This window comes from Desulfosarcina widdelii, from assembly GCF_009688965.1.
Classification (GTDB): Bacteria; Desulfobacterota; Desulfobacteria; order Desulfobacterales; family Desulfosarcinaceae; genus Desulfosarcina; species Desulfosarcina widdelii.
The window spans coordinates 6,448,418-6,467,908 of record NZ_AP021875.1 but is presented as its reverse complement, the minus strand read 5'-3'; the positions used below and the strand labels follow the sequence as shown (position 1 = coordinate 6,467,908).

Below are 19,491 nucleotides of genomic sequence, written 5' to 3'. Positions count from 1 at the left end.
CCTCACTATTGGTTAATTGTAATATCGTTTTCGAGAATAGACGGCTTTCTCTTTCCGGGAACTGGGCATGTGAAATCGGCGGTAAATCAGTCGTGACTGGTTATCGATGCCATTTCCCGTATGGCCCGTTCCAATTCGGTGTTCAGCCCTATAATTTCACTATCGATATTCAGAAACCCCCTGACAATTAAGGAAACAGCCTGCATCTCGGTCAGCCCTTTGGCCCGTAGGTAATTGACCGCACCGGTATCTATTTTACCAATGGCTGCTTCGTGTGACATCTTTGCTTCCGGATGCATGGCCCGAAGACCGGGCACCGCTTCTATGACACCCGTATCGCTGAGCATTAAACCGGAGCAATCTACATGGGCTCTGACCCCTTCGGCGGCGCCAACAAGCAACCCCTTCTGGATCACGGTGCCGCCATGGTTTACTGCCCGCGCGGCGATTTCGGCGCTTGAACTCTCTCCTTCCAGATAGATGGTACTGCCGATCTCGCAGTGTGTCCCGGGCAGACAGATGAGTCCTGCCGTATACCTGGCCGATGCGTTTCTTCCCTTAAGATAGGTGACCGGGTTCGTCTCGATGCTCTTGGGCGGTTGAACCGAATAATAGTTTTCCGCATAGGTGCCGTTGCTCGCCACGACAGTTGCACCTCGGGGTCTGACAATGAATTCAGGCCCCCAACGATGGATCATCGTGTTGGTAAAAGAAGCGTCTTTCGCGACAAAATGCTCGCTGACGGCGACATGTAAGCCCGACCTGAGATGCCTGCCAGCCGTGCACCCCGTCACCAAGTGCAGCCGAGCGCCTTCTTCCAGCACCACAATGTTGTGAACACGCATGGCGCCCATTTCATCAGGCATGAAAAGACCCGCCTCCACCGGGATATCGGTGCCGGCCCCCTTCCTAACGCGGATAAAGTAACCGCCTGTTTGGGTATCCGCGACAGCCTTGGTGTATCGATCTTGTTTTTGGCCAACTGCCTTGAAATAATAGTCACGCCGGACTTCGGGAAATTGTGCCAAAGCGGTTTGAATAGGGAAAATTTCAATTCCTTCAATGAAAGATGGCAAAACCATTGAGCTTCTGTCATGTAAAAGGAATCGTCCTGCCCTTGGCTGATTGTCTAAATTGATTCCTACTGACAATAAGGATGCTTTTTCATGATCTTCCAAATGATCCGGGGATCCTAAACCAACCTTATCGCCCCCACGCCGAAGTGAAAACCGAAAGTCACCCAGATGTTGCGTATCAAGGGCATCATACGCTTCGGAAACGATCTTTCCGCCTATCAATTTTCCGTGATCCAATTGTTTTTGTCTCTGCATTGTTCTTGTTCCAGACAACTGACGCAATAAGCGTATCCCTGCTTTCTTATGTGGTCCATCATCAAATTTGGGCTGCCACTGCATTTTATCTTTCCGTCCATCATCAGGTGGGCCTTGTCTGTTTGAACGTATTCAAGAATTTCGGCCGAATGGGTGGAGATCAGACCGGCTTTTATACGGGCATCCGGATATCCCCCTCGTTTGTCTCCTCCCGGCGGGTTATTGCGAAGGGAGGTATGGATCAATCGCCCAATTTTTAGAAGCTGCTCTGGGTCCACTCCGGAATCCGGTTCATCCAGTATGAGCAGTTGCGGATTTGCAAGTAGCAACAGAAACAATTCAGTCTGTTTGCTCTCGCCTCCGGAGAGGCCGTCATTGATATCCCGATTAAGGAACCGGTTGATATCGACAGCAGATGCAATTGAACTAGTGTGGGCATCGGATAGTTGTTTTACAGATGCAATCAATTTGACCATGTTGCTTAGCTTAACCCCCTTGATCGTCGGAGGGCGTTGTTCCGATATACCAATCCCCAGCCTTGACCGCTCATCAAGAGACATCCGGGTGACATCACGCCCGTCAAAAACAATCCGGCCTTTGCGAATTTCATACTCAGGATATCCCATGATGGTCATCATCATCACACTTTTGCCAGAGCCATTGGGACCAAAGAGGGCGTGCACTTCTCCTCTCGGTATGTGGAGGTTTACATCGTGGAGTATTCTTTTGCCCCGAACAGAGACCTGTAAATCGATTACCGACAGCACGGCGGTTCCTTCCACTGCGATAGGCTTTCTGTTTGCCGAACGATCTGTTGCCGATATCCTCGACAGCCCTATCGCTTACAACCATATATGGTAAAGTTACTTAACTTTATGGTCAAAAAAATTAACGTTGTTTTAACCGTTCATTCATCACATCTTCTATTACATCCAGCAAAACAGAGGCCGTTGCTATCTGAGGAAGAGAAAAGGACCCCAACCGTTTGATAATGTCGTTGAAATGTTGGCCCCGGTATTTTTTGATGGCCTCAAAGGCTTTCTTTCCTGTAGGGGTGAGTTGCAGTCTCAATTCTTTGCTGTTGTGCTCGGAAAAAGCTTTCTTGATAAATCCCTTTTTTGAAAGCTTGCCTACTATTTGAGACGCCGCACTTTTAGTAACGCCGAAATGAGCGCCCAGATCCGTTACGTTGAGCGGTCCGTAATCTCCAATTGCCTGGATCGTATGGCCTTCGGTAGGGGTAAGTTCGAAACCTGCCGTTAAGCGGACCGGTATCTTTTCAATGCGACCCTGCTTGTTGATAATACGCAGCAATTGGCGCGAAATCGAATCAATCATATCTGTTTTATTTTCCATATCCAAAATGGTAAAGATACTTAATTACTATGTCAAGCAAAATTTCAGTTGTTCATAAATAATAAAGAAAGGAATCCCATTTGGTGATATCGTTTTCATTGCGGTTGCCGTCGAATGTCAGGTTAAGGACCGGCTTGGCTCCTTCTTGGGCAAACGCATTGTGAAGGATATTCAACGAAATACCTGTATTCTCATAGGTGGAGGCCACCGTTATGATCCCGTCGAAACGGCACCGGCCACCTGAAACTTTGGCAGCCCGGAAGCGACCGAATGCGCCGGAATAATATCCTACGGTATTGTCCGCACTGTTCACCAGAAAGTCGATGTTTTTTTCGAACGGGCTCTCCTGTCCCAAGCAATCCGAAACGGTTCGGATATCGTCTGCGAAGCGGTTCAGCGAGCGGATGTGTTCTTCGCGTCTGCCGTTTTGGATCGCATAGTCATGCCAGAACAGCCACATCGCCTCGCTGAAAGGTGCATAGCAAACACGATGTCCCTTCTGTTCGATGCTTTTAAAAACAAAATCGTTCATGTAATCGTTGTAAAGAACTATGGGCTCGCCCACTACGAGCAGGCGTTTCAACCCATGCCGGGGGCTTGCTTCCCTGGAAATTTCCCGGGCCATGGCTTTCAACGATTCAATTCCCAACCGGTTTTCGCGAATGAGGCTGAGCATGCGCTGAAAATATGTATGCCTGGTCGGTTCCGCAGCGGCTTGGACTACGTCGCCAGCGAGAATGCCGAGAAATAGGCTGTATATGGCAGTCGCTTCCAGATCAAGTAAATCCTCCAGAAATGGAGAAAAGATATCCAGGCCGGCATACCCCTCTTCATCCAATTTCATCCGGAGCATGCGGCTGTATTGTCCATCCACTTCAGCCCCTTCCGTCCTCGGAACGAGAAAGGTCATGTGATTCCCATTCGTTTTAGACCGGCATTGACTGAAGACCGTACCCATTAGGGCGGTAAGCGAAAAATACTCTTCGGCAATGGTGAATTGCCGGCCAATGTCCACCGCATGGCGGTCGGTTGTCGGCAGAACCTCCGCTGATACGCCTTTTGATAAAAGAAGCGCTTTGAAAATGTCGGCAAAGGGATGCATCCGGGGCAGAAATAGCGTTGTGTCCGGCCTTAGTTCGAGGATATCTTTCTTGATATTTTCATCCTTGGGGACAACTTTGTTTTGATCGGTATCTCCGCTTTCGGTACGATGTCTATCCGGATGGTCCAGGCTGTTAACAAAAGCTTCCAGACGTGTGATAACGCCGACGCCGGATGTATGTTCATCCACTTCGATATGCAGGTAGGATTTTCCATGCATCTCTTCCCTGAAAAAATGGGCAAGGACAGAATCCGGACCGCATCCATGGTGGGTGAGCAAAATTGCATAGAAATTGGGGTGTTCACGGATGAACTGGGCAGGTTCCAGAATGTGCTGCCCAAAAGGCCAATACATATTGGGATGCGTTTTAGACAGATCCCCTTCCGGTAAAAAGAAGAAAGGCAGGACCTGAAATCCCATTTCCATCAATTTGTCCGGAATGCCCATGTTCAATATCGGGTCTGCGACGCCGTATATCTTCGATATGATAACGAAAACTTTTCTGTCTGGATCGAGCTTCTTCAGTGCTATTTTTCCGGCTTTTTCGATCTTCGATTCGAAATTGTGGAAGGCTTTAACCCCTTTTTGGAGAGCTTGCATCGTCTCTGCCTGAGTTTTGCCGAGCTGTCGTCCCATTTCCGAAAAACTTTTTGCCATGAATTCTTTACCCAGACTGAACGCAATGGTGGGTGACAACAAGCCGATGCCTTTTCTGGACAGGTCCATGGCCTGGTTGACCACTTTGAACGCCAACTGCATGTAAGCGCACCCATAGTTCTTCCGCGAGGACGATCCCGGGTGATCCACAGTGTAAAGATCCGGAAAGAAAATAAAATCCACCTTTTTTTGAACGAGTTCGGCCACATGCCCGTTAATCAGCTTTACCGGATAACAGGTCTCATCTAGAGAATACTCCTGGCCCATGCCAATGGTCTTTTCGCTGGTCGGATCGGACAGTAGTACGTTGAAACCAAGTTCCGTGAAAATCCGGTGAAACATGGAAAACATGCCGAAGGTAAACAGCGCCCGCGGAATGCCGATGGTCTGCCGATCAGGATCGATTTTGATCCGGTATCCTTCGAAAACCAGGTCTTCGATGATTGTGTCGAATTTCGAAACGGTCTTTTTCTCGACTGTTATCTTTTTATCGCTGTGTAAGAAGTGTTCCTTTGTTTCCAGGTCGAATCCTTTAAAGGTGGTTGGTCGTCCGGCCATAGCCTCTTTGGCGAGAATGGCGGCGCCGTATCCGCCGGTCACACTGAAGAAAGGTGGCACAACGATCTTTTTCCCTGTGAGGCAGCGGAACGCGTTGACAACCCCCTGATTATAAGCAACACCCCCTTGGAAAAATATGGTCCCATCGACCGGTTTCTGCCCAACGACCCGGCTTAGATAGTTTTTAACGATGGCGTAACAAAGCCCCGCGGTGATGTCTTCAATTTTCGTTCCACGCGCCAAGCAGCCGGCGATGCTCGTTTCCATGAACACGGTGCATCGTTCCCCCAGATTGACGGGCGAAAGGCTACGCAATGCCAGGTCGCCAATTCTATTGACGGGGATATCGAATTTTTTTGCCTGCTCTTCGATAAAAGAGCCTGTGCCCGCGGCACAGACCTTGTTCATTTGAAAGTCTGTTACCACGCCTTCCTGGAGGCGGATATACTTTGAATCCTGGCCCCCGATTTCAAAAATGACAGTCACCGCCGGATCGATGGCAACGGCGGCCCTGGCCTGGGCCGTTATTTCATCTTTGACCACATCCGCCCTGATCAGTCGCCCTGTCATCTGGCGGCCGGAACCGGTGGTGCACGCCCCTAAAATACGAAGCCGGTCACCATAAGCTTGCTTCAGCGATTTCAGCCCCCCTTGGACGGCTTCCACGGGGTCACCCAACGTCCTCAAATACCGATAGTCGATGATCCGGTCGTCTCGGTCGCAGAGCACCAGATTCGTGCTCGTGGATCCGACATCCACGCCAAGGTAGCATAACAATTTGTCGCTACGGTTGTCTGTTAAGGCGATTTCATGTTTGCCTAGATCGTCGTTGCTGCCGAAGCCGGCAAGCGGTTCCAGCGGCACTTCATTTTCATCGACAGAAATGATCGCTTCCGGCCGATCCAGGTTGGAGAAAGCCTGTTCAAGATCTACAGGAATCCGCTTGTGCAGGGCGATCATGGCCGCTCCCAGCGCTGCGAGACTGTCCATATGATCCGGGACAATCAATTCATTATCTTTTAGTTTCAGGAGATCTTTAAATGCAATAACAACGCCCTGGTTGCGGGCTACGCCTCCTGCGAACAGTATCGGGGTTTCTTTTTTCAACTTCCTGATAACCGATGCCCGAAAATTTCGGATCAGCGCATAGGCAAGCCCCAAAAGAATGTCCTCTACCGGCACCCCTTCCTGCTGGTGGTGGGTGATGTCTGTTTTCGCAAATACACTGCAGCGACCGGCGATTCGGGGAATCGTTTTTGCCTTGGCAGCATACTGTGAATAATCATCCAGTCTCAGTTTAAGCCGTGATACCTGCTCTTCTAAAAATGATCCGGTACCAGCGGAACAATTGGAATTCATGGCAACCTTGATACCAGATCTGTCCTTTTCACCGATTCCGGTTATGTATTTGGCACTTTGCCCTCCAATTTCCGCAATTGAACGGGCACAGGCGGTTGATGCTTCGGCACCTTCGACAAGGGCAGCCACCTCGTTTATTCTGTGAATTTTATCTTTCCCATCGAAAATTTTTGCGCCGGTGCCCGTAACGGCTCCGTATTTAATATCCGGCCAAGGATAGTCCTTTCCGATTTCCTCAAGAAAATCCTGGACAACACCTATGCTGTCCCCTTTATGTTCTTTGTAATACACATGTTGAACAGCAGCATTTTCATCAATCAAAACTATTTTTACAGAAGTATATCCGATATCCGCTCCCAAGCTGTACATGCGCCCGCCTCCTTATTGCAAAGAAATATAGTCTGGCATCAAAATTATTTTCATTTGGTGAAGTCCACCTTTATTCAAGTTCTCAATTCTTAATTTCTAACATATCGAAATAGCATTAATATGCCTTCATTTTTAATTTAGTTTCGTAACTACTAATTCGAACTATCATTAGCCTTTAGCGAACTTCTAAAATTTTTCAACTATTACATTTTTTTATGTTTATATATCTTTTAAGACCTTTTATGATTGGATTCGCAAAATTCTTTTAAAATTTGCTACCACAATTTTTGGTTAAGTTACTTAATCTTAATTGTCAAGAAAAAACAAAGACCATGAAAAAAATATTGGATACCTTTGGTTACAGTATGAGTAGTGATCAGATAAACGCTATAAATCCTTCAGCATCTGAAAAACAATGATTGTTGGTGTAAGGCTTGTGTGATTTAGGAAATGTACATGTGTGAATAGCCAATTTAATGTTACTGCTATGAACGACCGTGCTATCCGTGATTTTATTTATTGGCATTACAGTAACATATCACGGGCATCTCCTACCCAGAGTGCTTCCATTTTCCCAGATGGCAGCCAGATAGATGATGTGATTAAACATACGACCATCCGTGGTCGTCAGATCAGACAAATCCTTTAAAGAAAATTTTTGGGGTGACCTTCTATAATTGGCACCTGAAGGCATCAGGGGTATCAATAGTTTTCATTTTTCTGAGTTTGTGTGGAAATATTTCTGAGTTTGTGCGGAAATTTACAACGGTTTGGGCCGCTGAGGGCCGGGATTGGCCGGGATGTGGTGGGATAAGGTGGGATATCGTGCGGTATTACTGGTATTTAGTGGCGCTTGATAGGGATCGGTTATCTTAATTTCGTTTCATATAAGATTGAAGTTTAGTTTGAGAAAAATAATCCGTTTGCGGAACTATTGAAACTTAGTTTGAGAAAAACACCGACCACCTGTCTACTTTTTCACACTATCATTTTCTGATTTCAATGCTGTTCTTAAACAGGCATCAACAACTTTTAGATCAGCTCTTTTCTGATCATCATGCCAGAATGATTCATAGCTTGCAGATATAACATACGCCTTTCTTTTAGGAGACAAAGCGCACTTCATTTCTGCCAGACGCTTTTCAAGTTGGACCACTATTTTTTCGATCCAACTTTCATTGATTGGTAAAACATCAATTGATGAAAATATCTCTTCCTTTTCTAGAACGTCATCAATAAGGCCTTTCTCAAATTCACTGCTAAAATGTGGACCAATTCCAAATGTAAGTCTGTCGAAAGAAACGTTCGTTTTTTTAGTTATTTTGAGATACCAACTATGCGGTACAGGCTCATCATTATTCCGTACCTTTTCCACTGTTGCTTTAGTAATATTTAAAAACTTTGCAAATTGTTCATCTGTTTCTACATTACATATTTTTTTTAATCTCTCTATCTGAAGTGCAGTGTTTCTTTTCCATTCAGGAAAAATTCCATATTTTAACCAATCGAGAGAAACGGAAAACTTGTCCGCAATTGCAACAATCCAGTTAGAGGGAACACTTTCTCGCTTTCGAGCTGCTGTAATCGCCTGCCTTTTAATTCCAAGAACGTCTGCAAACTCTTTATCCGTATGGACGCCACACGCCATTTTTAACCGGCCATAAACTTTATCAAAATCGTCAGCAGGCAACTTTTCATTGATATTTATTATTTCCAAACTATTTGCTCTCCGGCTTTTAATCTTTCCAATAAATTGTTTTTATTTCATTTCCATCGATTTTTGGACGCAATGCGGACAGGCAACTTTTTGTTGACACAAAGGCAACATTATGTTACCTACGAAACATCTTGTTTATACATACACAGAGTTGCCTGGATATTCAATGGCCTTTTTCCAGCTTTGAGATTGCGGCAGCAGGTAAAATCAAGAGAGGGAACCATGACTCAGAAGCTAAAAATACGGGTTTGGCAAGTAAAAGCAGGGGTCACCAACGTATCAATTGCTAAGAAAGCAGGCGTTAGTCCGCAACTGGTTTCTATGGTTGTTGGCGGTCACCATAGCGGAGGTTCTCAAGAGTATGGGGTATGCCACCGGCCAGTTCGGCAAGAACCATCTGGGCGACCGGAACGAATACCTGCCGACCGTTCACGGATTCGACGAGTTCTACGGCAACCTCTACCACCTCAATGCCGAGGAAGAGCCGGAGCTGCCCGACTATCCGAAAAATCCTGAATTCAGGAAAAAATATGGCCCGCGCGGCGTGATGGACTGTGTGGCGACCGACAAATTCGACAAGACCGAGGATCCGCGGTGGGGCGTGGTCGGTAAGCAGTTCTGCAAAGATACCGGTCCGCTGACCAAAAAACGGATGGAGACCATAGATGACGACATCCAGGCCCGTTCCCAGGATTTCATCAAGCGCCAGGTCAAGGCCAACAAGCCGTTTTTCGTGTGGATAAATTACACCCATATGCACTTCCGTACCCACACCAAGCCATCCAGCCTAGGCCAGGCGGGTCCGGACCAGGGCTTTTATCATGACACCATGATCGACCACGACAAAAACGTGGGCGCCATCCTGGATACCCTCGACAAACTGGGGATTGCGGACAACACCATCGTTGTCTACAGCACGGACAACGGCCCACACATGAACTCCTGGCCCGACGCCGCCATGACCCCGTTCCGCAACGAGAAGACTTCCGGCTGGGAAGGCGGCTTCCGGGTGCCGGCCATGGTACGCTGGCCCGGCCACATCAAACCGGGACAGGTTTCCAACGAGATTTTTTCCGGGATGGACTGGTTCCCCACCCTGGTCGCGGCAGCCGGTGACCCCGATATCGCGGACAAGCTGAAAAAAGGCTACAAGGCCGGCGGCAAGAAGTTCAAGAACCACCTGGACGGCTACAACCAGCTTCCCTACCTGACCGGCAAGGAGAGTAAAGGCCGACGCAACACGATGTGGTACTTCTCCGACGAATTCGACCTGCTGGCTGCACGCTACAATAACTGGAAGCTGCACTTCATGGTCCAGGATCAGGCCGGAACCCTGGAGATCTGGCAGCGTGAATTCCGCAACCTGCGTTGCCCGCTGTTCATCAACCTGCGGATGGATCCGTTCGAGCGGTCGCCCATCACCTCCAACACCTACTGGGACTGGTATATCAATCATGCTTTCCTGATCTACCCGCTGCATGAGGAACTCGGCGGCCTGATGGCAACCTTCAAGGAATTTCCACCGGTACAACTGCCCGGCAGTTTCACGGTTGACGGAGTGAAGAAAGCGCTGTTTCAACTGGAATCGACAGGAACAGGCAGTCATTAAGCTGAAGTGACGAACCAAAGATGATGCCTGGACTGCAGCAGAAGGAATGTCCGCAAACCTTTATTGAGGTTTGCGGACATTCCTGATTGGCAAGGCCTTTAGCCAAAAAAACTGAAGCAAAAGGTTGAGTTTCCCGACGCCGACTGGCGCTCATCCAATGGGATCGGGTTCCGCTATGAGATCGAGCTCAAGTTTGGCGCACAGACCGGGGTTGAAGTGCCTGAAGGACTGAAAACACTGCCTTTTACATCACGATTGGCAGCGCCTGGAATTCTTTCTTTTGATGTGAGGAAAGCTGCGGATGACCCTATCGGTCTGGTTTGCCTGGATTCTTTTCAGCATCCGTCCTTGGCGACGGTGTCGAAGGAGACTCCTGGCTCGAGAAAATCAGTGCTGGAACAAACACGCTATGTAGCAGGAATACGGTCGACGTCGTATAGCCTCCAGCGAGAAGAAAAAGGACTGAAAAGAGTCCGTAGAAAACGGAACGCTGATCAGAGAGGCGGCCCAGTAACGATTACGGAACAATCCACCATCTTTGACATCGTAAGCCTTTGTGCAACCGTATTTTACACACGAGGAGGAGGAAAATGAACACTACAAAAAAAATTTTGGTTTTTGTCTGTGTCATGATCACGGCTTGCTGCAGCATACCCTTGGCCGTCGGAGCGGAAGAAGGCACCCTTCGGAAAGCGGATCGAGGTGGGTCGTGGGATTTCATGCTGCCGATTACCTATGCCACGGAAACCACCGTCGATGGCGGGAGCGGATCCAGAGCGGATATCAATGATGATTTTGGAATTGGCTTTGGTGCTGGCTATAATTTCAACAATCACTTCCAATTGGGTGGCTATTTTAATTGGAACTCCCGCTCGTATGACGCCACGGTGGTCCGGAACGACGGGTCGAGCTATCAATACGGAAATTCCTTGGACGTAACGACGATCGCGATGAACGGGACATACTACATTCTAGACAAAAATTTTACGCCTTTTATCTCGGCCATGCTCGGCTATACATGGGTGGATACCAATATCCAGAACGGCCCGCCCGAGGGGTATTGCTGGTGGGATCCGTGGTGGGGTTACGTATGTGACTATTATGTGCCCACCAAAACCCAAAGCAACTGGAGTTATGGCGGGGGATTGGGTGTGCGGTACGATTTTAACCAACGTTTCAGTATGCAATGCAGCTACAATAAGAGCTGGATCGACCTGGATTCAGGTGGGACCACCGACTTCGATGTCTGGCGTATGGATTTCATTCTCCGCATGCTCAATTTTTAGATCGCTACTGAAACCGGTGAGCGGCGGAAGACCCGGGGGAGTTCGTCAGGATAGCTCAATACCTTCACATGGTTTCTGGATACCATGGACGATTATCATGAAAAATTCCATAGGTGGGAACCCGCATACTGAACAGGAGCGATGTTTAAGACGTTAGAGGAGGACGACAACCCAATGAGATTGAAACTTGCTTCATTCTGTCTATTCACTATTATTTTTATACTTGTCTGTGGTGGCCTGGCGGTAGCCCAGGCCACGGACCCGCTGCCATCCTGGAACGACGGCCAAACCAAACAGTCTATTTTGAGGTTTGTGGAAAAGGTGACGACGTCAGGATCCCCCGACTTCGTGCCTGTCGCCGATCGGATCGCCACCTTCGACAACGACGGCACGCTGTGGAGCGAACAGCCGATGTATTTTCAGTTGTTCTTCGCCCTGGACCGGGTCAAGATACTCGCACCCCAGCATCCCGAATGGAAAGACAAAGAACCCTTTGCATCGCTTCTTAAGGGGGATGTGAAGGCAGCACTTTCCGGCGGGGAAAAAGCGATTCTCGAGATCGTCATGGCCACCCACGCGGGGATGACTACGACGGAGTTCGAGAAGATCGTCAAGGACTGGATCGCCACGTCCAAGCATCCCAAAACCGGTAGGCGCTATACCGAGATGGTCTTTCAGCCCATGCTGGAACTGCTCAGCTACCTGCGGGCGAACGACTTCAAGACCTTCATCGTTTCCGGCGGCGGCATCGAGTTCATGCGGCCCTGGACCGAGGCCGTCTATGGCATCCCTCCCGAGCAGGTCGTCGGCAGCAGCATCCAGACCAGGTTCGAGATGCGTGCCGACGGACCGGTGCTCGTGCGGCTGCCGAAGATAAACTTCATTGACGACAAGGAAGGCAAACCCGTCGGCATCAACACGCACATCGGACGCCGGCCCATTGCGGCCTTCGGCAACTCCGACGGCGATCTGCAGATGCTCCAATGGGCCACTGCCGGAGACGGTGAGCGGTTCGCGCTCCTGGTCCATCACACCGATGCCGACCGTGAATGGGCATACGACCGCAAATCACACATCGGCACGCTGGACAAAGCGCTCGATAAAGCCAATGCGAATGGCTGGACAGTTGTCAATATGAAGAAGGATTGGAAGGCTATCTTTCCCGACCGATAAGATGGGGAAGCTGTCCAAGGCTTCGCCGTAAAACCATCCGCCCACGCAGCGCGCCGACAGCTTCAACCTCTTGGCAGTCAAAACAAAGATAGAGAAAGCAAGGGCCGGCCGGGAGGGTAATTACAAAATTCAGAGCGAAAAATGGAGAATTCAGACAGCTCCAAACACGATCCTTCCAATCTTCTGACCATTGGCCGCACCATTATGGCCAATGATAGAACAATGCTCGCATTTTTCAGAACATCATTGGCGTTTTGCGCTGCAGGAATCGGTTTGATCAAATATCTGGATCACCTGGCTTACGATGTGATCGGGTGGATTTTTATCGGTCTTGCCTGCGCTTTTTTGATTTGGGGTACACACCGGTACAGGCATGTCAAAAGAATCTTGAAGGCTGTCACGCCGGAAGATCAAAAGGCAGCCGAAAAAGAAATGGGGCTGTGATCGGAAATACGAAAAAAATGATGAGCGCCACGGCCACCCCTTTGGCGTCGATCTTTGGCAGCGGTTTTCTGGTGATTGTCCCGATCTCCGCCGGCGCTGTGGGACCGTATGCCTGGCTGGCCATGATCTGCGTATGCGGTCTGGCCTACGCCGTGGGCAGTGTGATTCGATTCAACATTCGCCATACCGAGCCCATGCTCGAAGCGGGAACCACGCCAGAACGCGCCGTCCTCCTGGAGAAGACGTCCGACTTGGCGCTGGTCGTGGCGTATGCCATTTCCGTGTGCCTGTATATCCGAATTCTCGCATCCTTTCTGCTTGGCGGGTTGGACATGGACACGCCCATCGGTGAGCACATCGTCACCGTAGCGGTTATCGGCGTCATCGGCATTGTCGGCTATACCGAAGGGCTCGACATGCTGCAGAACCTCGAAAAGATTGCCCTTGGGGTCACCCTGCTGATCATTGTCGCCCTGCTGGCCGGTTTTGCCGTTTTCGATATCAACACCGTCAACGGAACCGGCATTCAAATGCCCAACATGCCGGAGCACGGCTGGTGGCAAATCCTCACGCTTGTGGGTGGAACGCTCATCGTTGTCCAGGGATTCGAGACCTCGCGCTACCTCGAGGAAGAGTTCGATACGGACACCCGCATCCGATCGTGCCGGCTGTCTCAGATCCTCTCTACGGTGGTTTATGTGGTTTTCATTTTGTTGGCGACACCGCTGATGCATTTCCTCGGTGAAAAGGTCCAGGACAATGCCCTGATCATGCTCGCCGGTAAAGCATCGGCGCTGTTGCCGGTGCCGCTGGTCATCGCGGTGGTGTTGAGCCAATTCAGTGCTGCTGTGGAGGATACAATCGGGGGCGGGGGCAACATGGTCGAGGCCACCAGGCAGCATGTGGATCCCCGCCACGCGTATCTGCTGATCTGCGGCGTCGCCATCCTGGTGGCGTTCTTCAACACGTTGACGGTCCTGGCGTTGGCATCCCGGGCCTTTGCCTTTTATTACACGCTGCAGTGCCTGGTGGCGTTCAGCGTCAGTAAAAGTCCGATCCAGAAATTCCATATTTTATTGGTGGCAATGGCACTGGGCTTCATCACGCTTTTTGCCGTGCCGGCCAGTTAGGCAGACAATCGGATGGGTGCGCCAACCCATCTGCAGGCACTCGCCGCTGAAACGGACAAGGAACCCATCCCATCAAGGAGGCGTTCAGTGAAAACAACGGCATGTCTTGGCTTTTTCTTACTGGCAATTCTGTCTGGTGGAATAGTGAATCCGCTTCTCGCCGCCGATGAACAGCGGCAAGCCTATGACAAAATGGTTGAAGAGGCGACACGCGAGGCGGACGAATATGTGCAGCAGAAACAAAAAGAACAACGCGAGGCAGCGAAACAGGCGGAAGAAAAGGCATCTTCTGCTGATGACAAACGCGTACAGGCGGAACGCAAGCGACTCAAAACCGAGATGAACAATGTCCGGGCGCGAGGACTGGGTCCCAACTTTACCGAGGGAATGCGGGAGAACCAGCTTAAGGAACTGGAAAGCAAGCTCGATCAGCTGAACAGCGATCCCAAAGCCTACTTTAACCAATGAAGGAGAAATTAGCATGAAATGCCGGTGCAAAAGCGCTTTACGTGCGTTGGTCTTGTTGCTCACGGGATGGCTGGCACTCATTGCCACCGCCGGGATTGGTTGCGCCGCCGACTACCGTCCGTTGATCGGCCGCTGGCAGCGCATCGACGGCGGTTATGTAATCGATGTCCGGCAGGTGGAGCCGGATGGCAGCATCGACGCCCGTTATCTCAATCCGCGCACAATCAATGTCTCCCAGGCCAACGCGTCCACGCTGAAGGGATATCTCAAAATTTTTCTTGAACTCAGCGACGTCGGTTATCCCGGTTCGACCTATACCCTGATCTACGATCCCGAGAAAGACATCCTGCTCGGCACTTATTACCAAGCCGTCCAACGGCAGAACTATGACGTGATCTTTGTTCGCATGACTCGGCAGTAATTCATGCAAGGGAAAATAATGCGGACAAATCCATTACAAGTCAACCTCACCTATGATTTAGAATCTGGGAGCGTATGTTGAGAACATTTATTTTGTGTAGCATCGTCTGCTTGCTGTTGAACTGGATAGCAATTTCCGCAGACGCTGCCGAAGAAAGCAAGGATACAGATGCGATCCAGGACAAAGAACGCCATGGATGGTTGGATCCAACCCTGTTCCACGATGAGAAGGACGGTCAGTTCGACATCAGCAACTTTCTGGCGTCCCGCCACGGGTTTCTGCCCGTGCCCATTCTCATCACCGGCCCGACCCTCGGTGCCGGCGGCGGGCTGAACCTGATGTTCCTGCACGGCGGCCTGACCGGGACCGTAGCCCCGAACGGTCGTCATGTGCCGCCTACCATCACCGGGGTTGCCGCCGCTGCGACCGAGAACGGTTCTAAAATTGCGGGTGCTTACAACCTGGGCTTCTGGTTCGACGATCGCCTGCGCACCACCACCGCCGTAGGCCGCCCGGACGTAAACCTGGACTTCTACCCAAACATCGACGGCAGGGAGTACACGGTCGACGTGAATCTGGAGGGTTGGTCCTTCTACGAGGAAGCCAAGTTGCGCCTGGGCAAAAGCGATTTCCTGCTCGGGGCCAACTACCTCTACCTCAAACTCGATGCATCCTTCGAAAACCAAGCGTTGCCGCAGGTGGAGGATCTGATCAACGGCAATTACGCCCTAAGCGGATTGGCCGCCGTTCTCGAATACGACAGCCGCGACACCATCTTCACGCCGACCCGGGGGATGTACGGCAAGCTGGTCGCCAGAACCTACGCGGATTGGCTGGGCAGCGACGATGACTTTATGGCGTACAGCGGCAAGGTCTTCAAATACCTGCACCTGTTCGACGACTTCGATCTGGCGCTGAGGGTGCAAGGGGATACGGTCGGCAGCGATGCCCCGTTTTTCATCTATCCCTCGGTGCAGATTCGCGGCATTGCCAACAAGCGGTATCAGGGGCAGCACGTGGCCGTTGGCGAAGCCGAACTGAACTGGCGCGTCTACCAGCGCTGGCATCTGATCGGTTTTATTGGCACCGGCAAGGCCTTTGGGAAAAACAAGCTGAGGCAAAAGGTCGATTTCTCGGATGCGGACTGGCGCTCATCCAAAGGAATTGGCTTCCGCTACGAGATCGCACGCAAGTTCGGCATGCAAGTCGGGGCTGACGTTGCCTGGGGACCGGAAGATACCGCCTTCTACATCACGGTCGGCAGCGCATGGAATTCTTTCTTCTGACGTTTCGACGCCCGATGCCGACGAGAAATTACCGACCACCCTCAGAGCGTATTGTTTGATGAAGCTTCCCTGGAAAAGGACAAAATTCAAGCCACCAATGAACATCGAAAATCGAATATCCAATATTGAACTTCGAATAGGCATTCTGTCGGTTTTAATACGTTTGAAATCCTGCTTCACAGACGGTCACAATGGTAGCTTCCCAAAATATCCCAGACAAGGAGACGAACAAATGACCCCTGCAAAAAAATTTATGGCGATTGCCTGTCTCATGGCCGCCGTCGGCTTCGCCATGCCCATAACGGCCGGGGCGGCTGGAGGCGCCATCCGCAGGGCCGATCGCGAAGGCACATGGGACTTCTATGTGCCCATTACCTATACCGAGGCCACCACCATAGACGGCCCGGGCGGATCCAGCGCGGAGATCAATGATGATATCGGGGTTGGTTTCGGTGCCGGCTATAATTTCAACAATCGCCTCCAATTGGGCGGATGGTTCAACTGGAACTCCCGCACTTATGACGCCACTGTGGTTCGCAGTGATGGTGAGAGATTCCAGTATGGGAATGAAATGGAAACGACGACCATTGCACTGAATGGGACGTATTATTTCATGGATAAAAATTTCACCCCCTTCATCTCGGCCATGGTCGGTTATACCTGGGGGGACATCAATATCCATAATGGCCCGACTGAGGGCTATTGCTGGTACGATCCATGGTCGGGATACTCCTGCAGCGATAATGTTTCCACTCAAACCCAAAGCGATTGGACCTATGGCGGTGGACTGGGCGTCCGATATGATTTCAGCCAGTATTTCAGTATCCAAGGCAGCTACAACAAGAGCTGGACCGATTTTGATACATCTGGAACCACCGATTTCGATATCTGGCGGATAGATTTCATTATCCGGCTGTTTTAATCGCTTTCGTGGAAAAGGACGTGGAACCCATGACACAAGGATAGCGTTTGGACCAACAACCCCGTAACTGGCATAAAGGAGGTTTTATGCGAACACTTTCGTTATCGATCTGTTTCGTGTTGAGTCTGCTCTTGGCGTCATCTGCAGTGGCAGATGACAATACCTGCTGGATTTTGGCACCCCAGCAAAACGACGTCTGGGTCATCGTCTACGATGCCGATGCAGACGGCAACCGCAAGAATATCATCTGGAAAGGAAAAATCGCAGCCGGTCAGAAGATAAAAGTTGAATCCAAGGATGGGTTTATTCGTTATCAATCCAAACCGGATCCTTCACAGCCTTACTCTGGAGACGTTCCCGTGGGGTGTTTCGAGCAGCGAAGTTACACTGTCGATTTCGAATAAGGCGTCTACTCAAACAGGTAGCATGAGATGCTCAGATGAAAGGAAAGATGGCTTTATTGACTGTCAGTCCTCCGCTGTTGCCCTTATGAAAGCGTGCCGGGCTTCGGCCAGGATCATACCAATGTGGGCCGCCCAACCAAAAAACCGTTGACCGGTCAAATGGTTAATTTTCTATGAATAAAATTTGTTGTTGTTTATTAGCGGGGATCCTGTTGTTTGCGGCGACTTCGCCGATTCCGGCCCAGGAAGTGATTGTGTTATCTGGTCCGGAAGAGACCATCGACTGGTTTAGAGCCCAGAATTTTTGGGGAGAAGAGAAGCACAATGAACAGCTCGAGGTGCCTCGGGCCTTAATCGTGGCCATCTCGGAGCGGTGGCAGAAAACTGCCCAGAAGTTGAACGTGCCTGTTAAAAAGGAACTCTTCTATCGGTTTATGCTGCCATTGGTCGTGCACGCCAATACCATGGTCTTGAATCGCCGCGAACGTCTGCAGCGAATGCAGGCAACGATTGTCAAGGGGGACCCGTTGGCTGATAGCGATGAAACGTGGCTTTGCGAGATTGCCGTCCTGCTGCGCATTGCCAACCGTGAAGAAATCAGCACGCCGTTGGATTCAAAGGCATTGGGAAAGATCATCGACCAGGCCCTATACAAACTCGATGTGATTCCAGCAGGACTGGCGCTGGGGCAGGCTGCTTACGAGAGCGGTTATGGCACCTCTCGGTTTGCCGTCAAAGGCAATGCCCTTTTCGGTCAGTGGACCTTCGGTGGCGAGGGATTGACGCCGGAGCAGCAGCGTAAAGAGTTAGGCGATCACCGCATCGCCAGTTTCGAATGGCCTTTCGACAGCGTGCGCGGCTATTTCATTAATTTGTGCGCCCATCCGGCATATGAAGACTTTCGTCGCATCCGTGCAGAAAACAAGGCGGCGGGCAAAAAGCTGAGTTCTCTGGCCCTGGCCGAAGGATTGAAGAATTACTCTGAACGCGGCCAGGCCTATGTGGATACGTTGAAAGGCATCATTCGCAAAAACAACCTCCAGATCGCTGATGATGCTGTTTTTAAGGACGAGCCCATGCGTTTTGTCTTGGGGGAGCCCGATCCGGCGGCAGCCGAAAAACTGCGCTCCGATATCGAGGCCATGCGTCAATCCGGGAAGCTGGAAGCAATCATTACACGTATGCGTTTAGAGTAGGTTTTTGAAAACTAAGCATACAAATGCTTTTTTTAGCAAAACAAAATGAGAAGTGATAGATACCAATATGATCCATCGAAATATGAAAGGGGCCTTCTATGAAAGCAAAACCTTGTCTACCCGTAGTATTGATCGTTATGATGGTGGTGTTGGGGCTATCCATGTCGGTGAAGGCCGACGAGTTTACAGACACAATTGAAATCTATAAAAAATCTCAGGTCGTCGCGCCTTTTTTCACGAGTGCCTATGGTTATGCGGTTTTCCCGACCATCGGCAAGGGCGGCTTCGTCGTCGGTGGCGCCTTTGGCAAGGGCCATGTGTATCAAGGCGGTAAAGTTACCGGCGAGGCCTCACTGATAAAAGTGTCCGTTGGTTTTCAGGCCGGCGGCCAGGCCTTCAGCGAGATGATTTTTTTCGAGGACAAACGGGCCTATGAGGAATTCATTAGCGGGGAATTCGAGTTTGATGCCGCGGCTTCGGCGGTAGCGATCACCGCCGGCGTTCAGGCGAAGGCAGGCAGTGAAGGCGCCTCGGCCAGCGCCACTGCCGGACCCGCCACCGGCAAGCAGGCCAAAGCAGACTATTACAAAGGCATGGTCGTATTCACTCACGCCAAAGGGGGCTTGATGTACGAAGCGTCCGTCGGCGGCCAGAAGTTCAGTTTCAAGTCCAAAGAATGACCCTGTGCCGGTAATGTAAGCCT

At 50.4% G+C, this 19,491-nt stretch carries 17 protein-coding genes; 12 read left to right on the top strand and 5 right to left on the bottom strand.

Going from position 1 to position 19,491, the window contains the following annotated elements; all coding sequences use genetic code 11:
* Positions 1 to 86 precede the first annotated feature (86 nt).
* The 5 genes from GN111_RS29510 to GN111_RS29490 form a co-directional block, all read right to left on the bottom strand.
* A complete protein-coding gene (locus GN111_RS29510; RefSeq protein ID WP_170302515.1) occupies positions 87 to 1,331 on the bottom strand; it encodes a SufD family Fe-S cluster assembly protein in 1,245 nt (414 codons plus the stop codon).
* Positions 1,295 to 2,098, bottom strand: coding sequence for an ABC transporter ATP-binding protein (locus tag GN111_RS29505; protein ID WP_170302514.1), 804 nt, complete (start codon positions 2,096 to 2,098; stop codon positions 1,295 to 1,297). Before GN111_RS29505 ends, GN111_RS29510 begins: the two co-directional genes overlap by 37 nt.
* A gap of 121 nt (positions 2,099 to 2,219) precedes the next feature.
* Entirely contained in the window at positions 2,220 to 2,669 is a 450-nt protein-coding gene (locus GN111_RS29500; protein ID WP_197740457.1) for a MarR family winged helix-turn-helix transcriptional regulator, read from the bottom strand.
* A 70-nt stretch (positions 2,670 to 2,739) separates the two neighbouring features.
* Positions 2,740 to 6,732 carry an acyl-CoA dehydratase activase gene (locus tag GN111_RS29495; RefSeq protein ID WP_155307177.1) on the bottom strand — a complete coding sequence of 1,331 codons (3,993 nt, stop codon included), beginning with the start codon at positions 6,730 to 6,732 and terminating at the stop codon, positions 2,740 to 2,742.
* Between the two features lie 970 nt (positions 6,733 to 7,702).
* Complete coding sequence (locus GN111_RS29490) at positions 7,703 to 8,449, bottom strand: helix-turn-helix domain-containing protein (protein WP_155307176.1); 747 nt, start codon at positions 8,447 to 8,449, stop codon at positions 7,703 to 7,705.
* A gap of 283 nt (positions 8,450 to 8,732) precedes the next feature.
* On the opposite strand from GN111_RS29490, the gene GN111_RS29485 reads away from it, so the two are divergent.
* The 12 genes from GN111_RS29485 to GN111_RS29430 all read left to right on the top strand — a co-directional run bounded on the left by GN111_RS29485 (position 8,733) and on the right by GN111_RS29430 (position 19,468).
* Positions 8,733 to 10,058 carry a sulfatase-like hydrolase/transferase gene (locus GN111_RS29485; protein WP_331457694.1) on the top strand — a complete coding sequence of 442 codons (1,326 nt, stop codon included), beginning with the start codon at positions 8,733 to 8,735 and terminating at the stop codon, positions 10,056 to 10,058.
* A 590-nt stretch (positions 10,059 to 10,648) separates the two neighbouring features.
* Entirely contained in the window at positions 10,649 to 11,344 is a 696-nt protein-coding gene (locus GN111_RS29480; RefSeq protein ID WP_155307174.1) for an outer membrane beta-barrel protein, read from the top strand.
* Between the two features lie 174 nt (positions 11,345 to 11,518).
* Positions 11,519 to 12,517, top strand: coding sequence for an HAD family hydrolase (locus GN111_RS29475; protein ID WP_155307173.1), 999 nt, complete (start codon positions 11,519 to 11,521; stop codon positions 12,515 to 12,517).
* A 141-nt stretch (positions 12,518 to 12,658) separates the two neighbouring features.
* Positions 12,659 to 12,961: a DUF202 domain-containing protein gene (locus tag GN111_RS29470; RefSeq protein WP_155307172.1), complete on the top strand. Its 303-nt coding sequence runs from the start codon at positions 12,659 to 12,661 to the stop codon at positions 12,959 to 12,961.
* A complete protein-coding gene (locus GN111_RS29465) occupies positions 12,958 to 14,091 on the top strand; it encodes an Aq_097 family APC-type transporter (RefSeq protein WP_155307171.1) in 1,134 nt (377 codons plus the stop codon). The genes GN111_RS29470 and GN111_RS29465 overlap by 4 nt, the downstream gene beginning before the upstream one ends.
* An 87-nt stretch (positions 14,092 to 14,178) precedes the next feature.
* Positions 14,179 to 14,559, top strand: a complete 381-nt coding sequence (locus GN111_RS29460) for a hypothetical protein (RefSeq protein ID WP_155307170.1) — start codon at positions 14,179 to 14,181, stop codon at positions 14,557 to 14,559.
* A 13-nt stretch (positions 14,560 to 14,572) separates the two neighbouring features.
* Positions 14,573 to 14,980 (top strand): hypothetical protein, encoded by a 408-nt coding sequence (locus GN111_RS29455; RefSeq protein WP_197740456.1) that lies wholly within the window; start codon positions 14,573 to 14,575, stop codon positions 14,978 to 14,980.
* 74 nt (positions 14,981 to 15,054) lie between these two features.
* Complete coding sequence (locus GN111_RS29450) at positions 15,055 to 16,266, top strand: BamA/TamA family outer membrane protein (RefSeq protein WP_155307169.1); 1,212 nt, start codon at positions 15,055 to 15,057, stop codon at positions 16,264 to 16,266.
* A 58-nt stretch (positions 16,267 to 16,324) separates the two neighbouring features.
* Positions 16,325 to 17,188, top strand: coding sequence for an outer membrane protein (locus GN111_RS29445; protein WP_170302513.1), 864 nt, complete (start codon positions 16,325 to 16,327; stop codon positions 17,186 to 17,188).
* An 86-nt stretch (positions 17,189 to 17,274) separates the two neighbouring features.
* On the top strand, positions 17,275 to 17,592 hold the full coding sequence (locus GN111_RS29440; RefSeq protein ID WP_155307167.1) for a hypothetical protein: 318 nt from the start codon (positions 17,275 to 17,277) through the stop codon (positions 17,590 to 17,592).
* A gap of 254 nt (positions 17,593 to 17,846) precedes the next feature.
* Positions 17,847 to 18,788, top strand: a complete 942-nt coding sequence (locus GN111_RS29435; RefSeq protein ID WP_170302512.1) for a glucosaminidase domain-containing protein — start codon at positions 17,847 to 17,849, stop codon at positions 18,786 to 18,788.
* Between the two features lie 98 nt (positions 18,789 to 18,886).
* Positions 18,887 to 19,468 (top strand): lipid-binding SYLF domain-containing protein, encoded by a 582-nt coding sequence (locus GN111_RS29430; RefSeq protein ID WP_155307165.1) that lies wholly within the window; start codon positions 18,887 to 18,889, stop codon positions 19,466 to 19,468.
* Positions 19,469 to 19,491 lie beyond the last annotated feature (23 nt).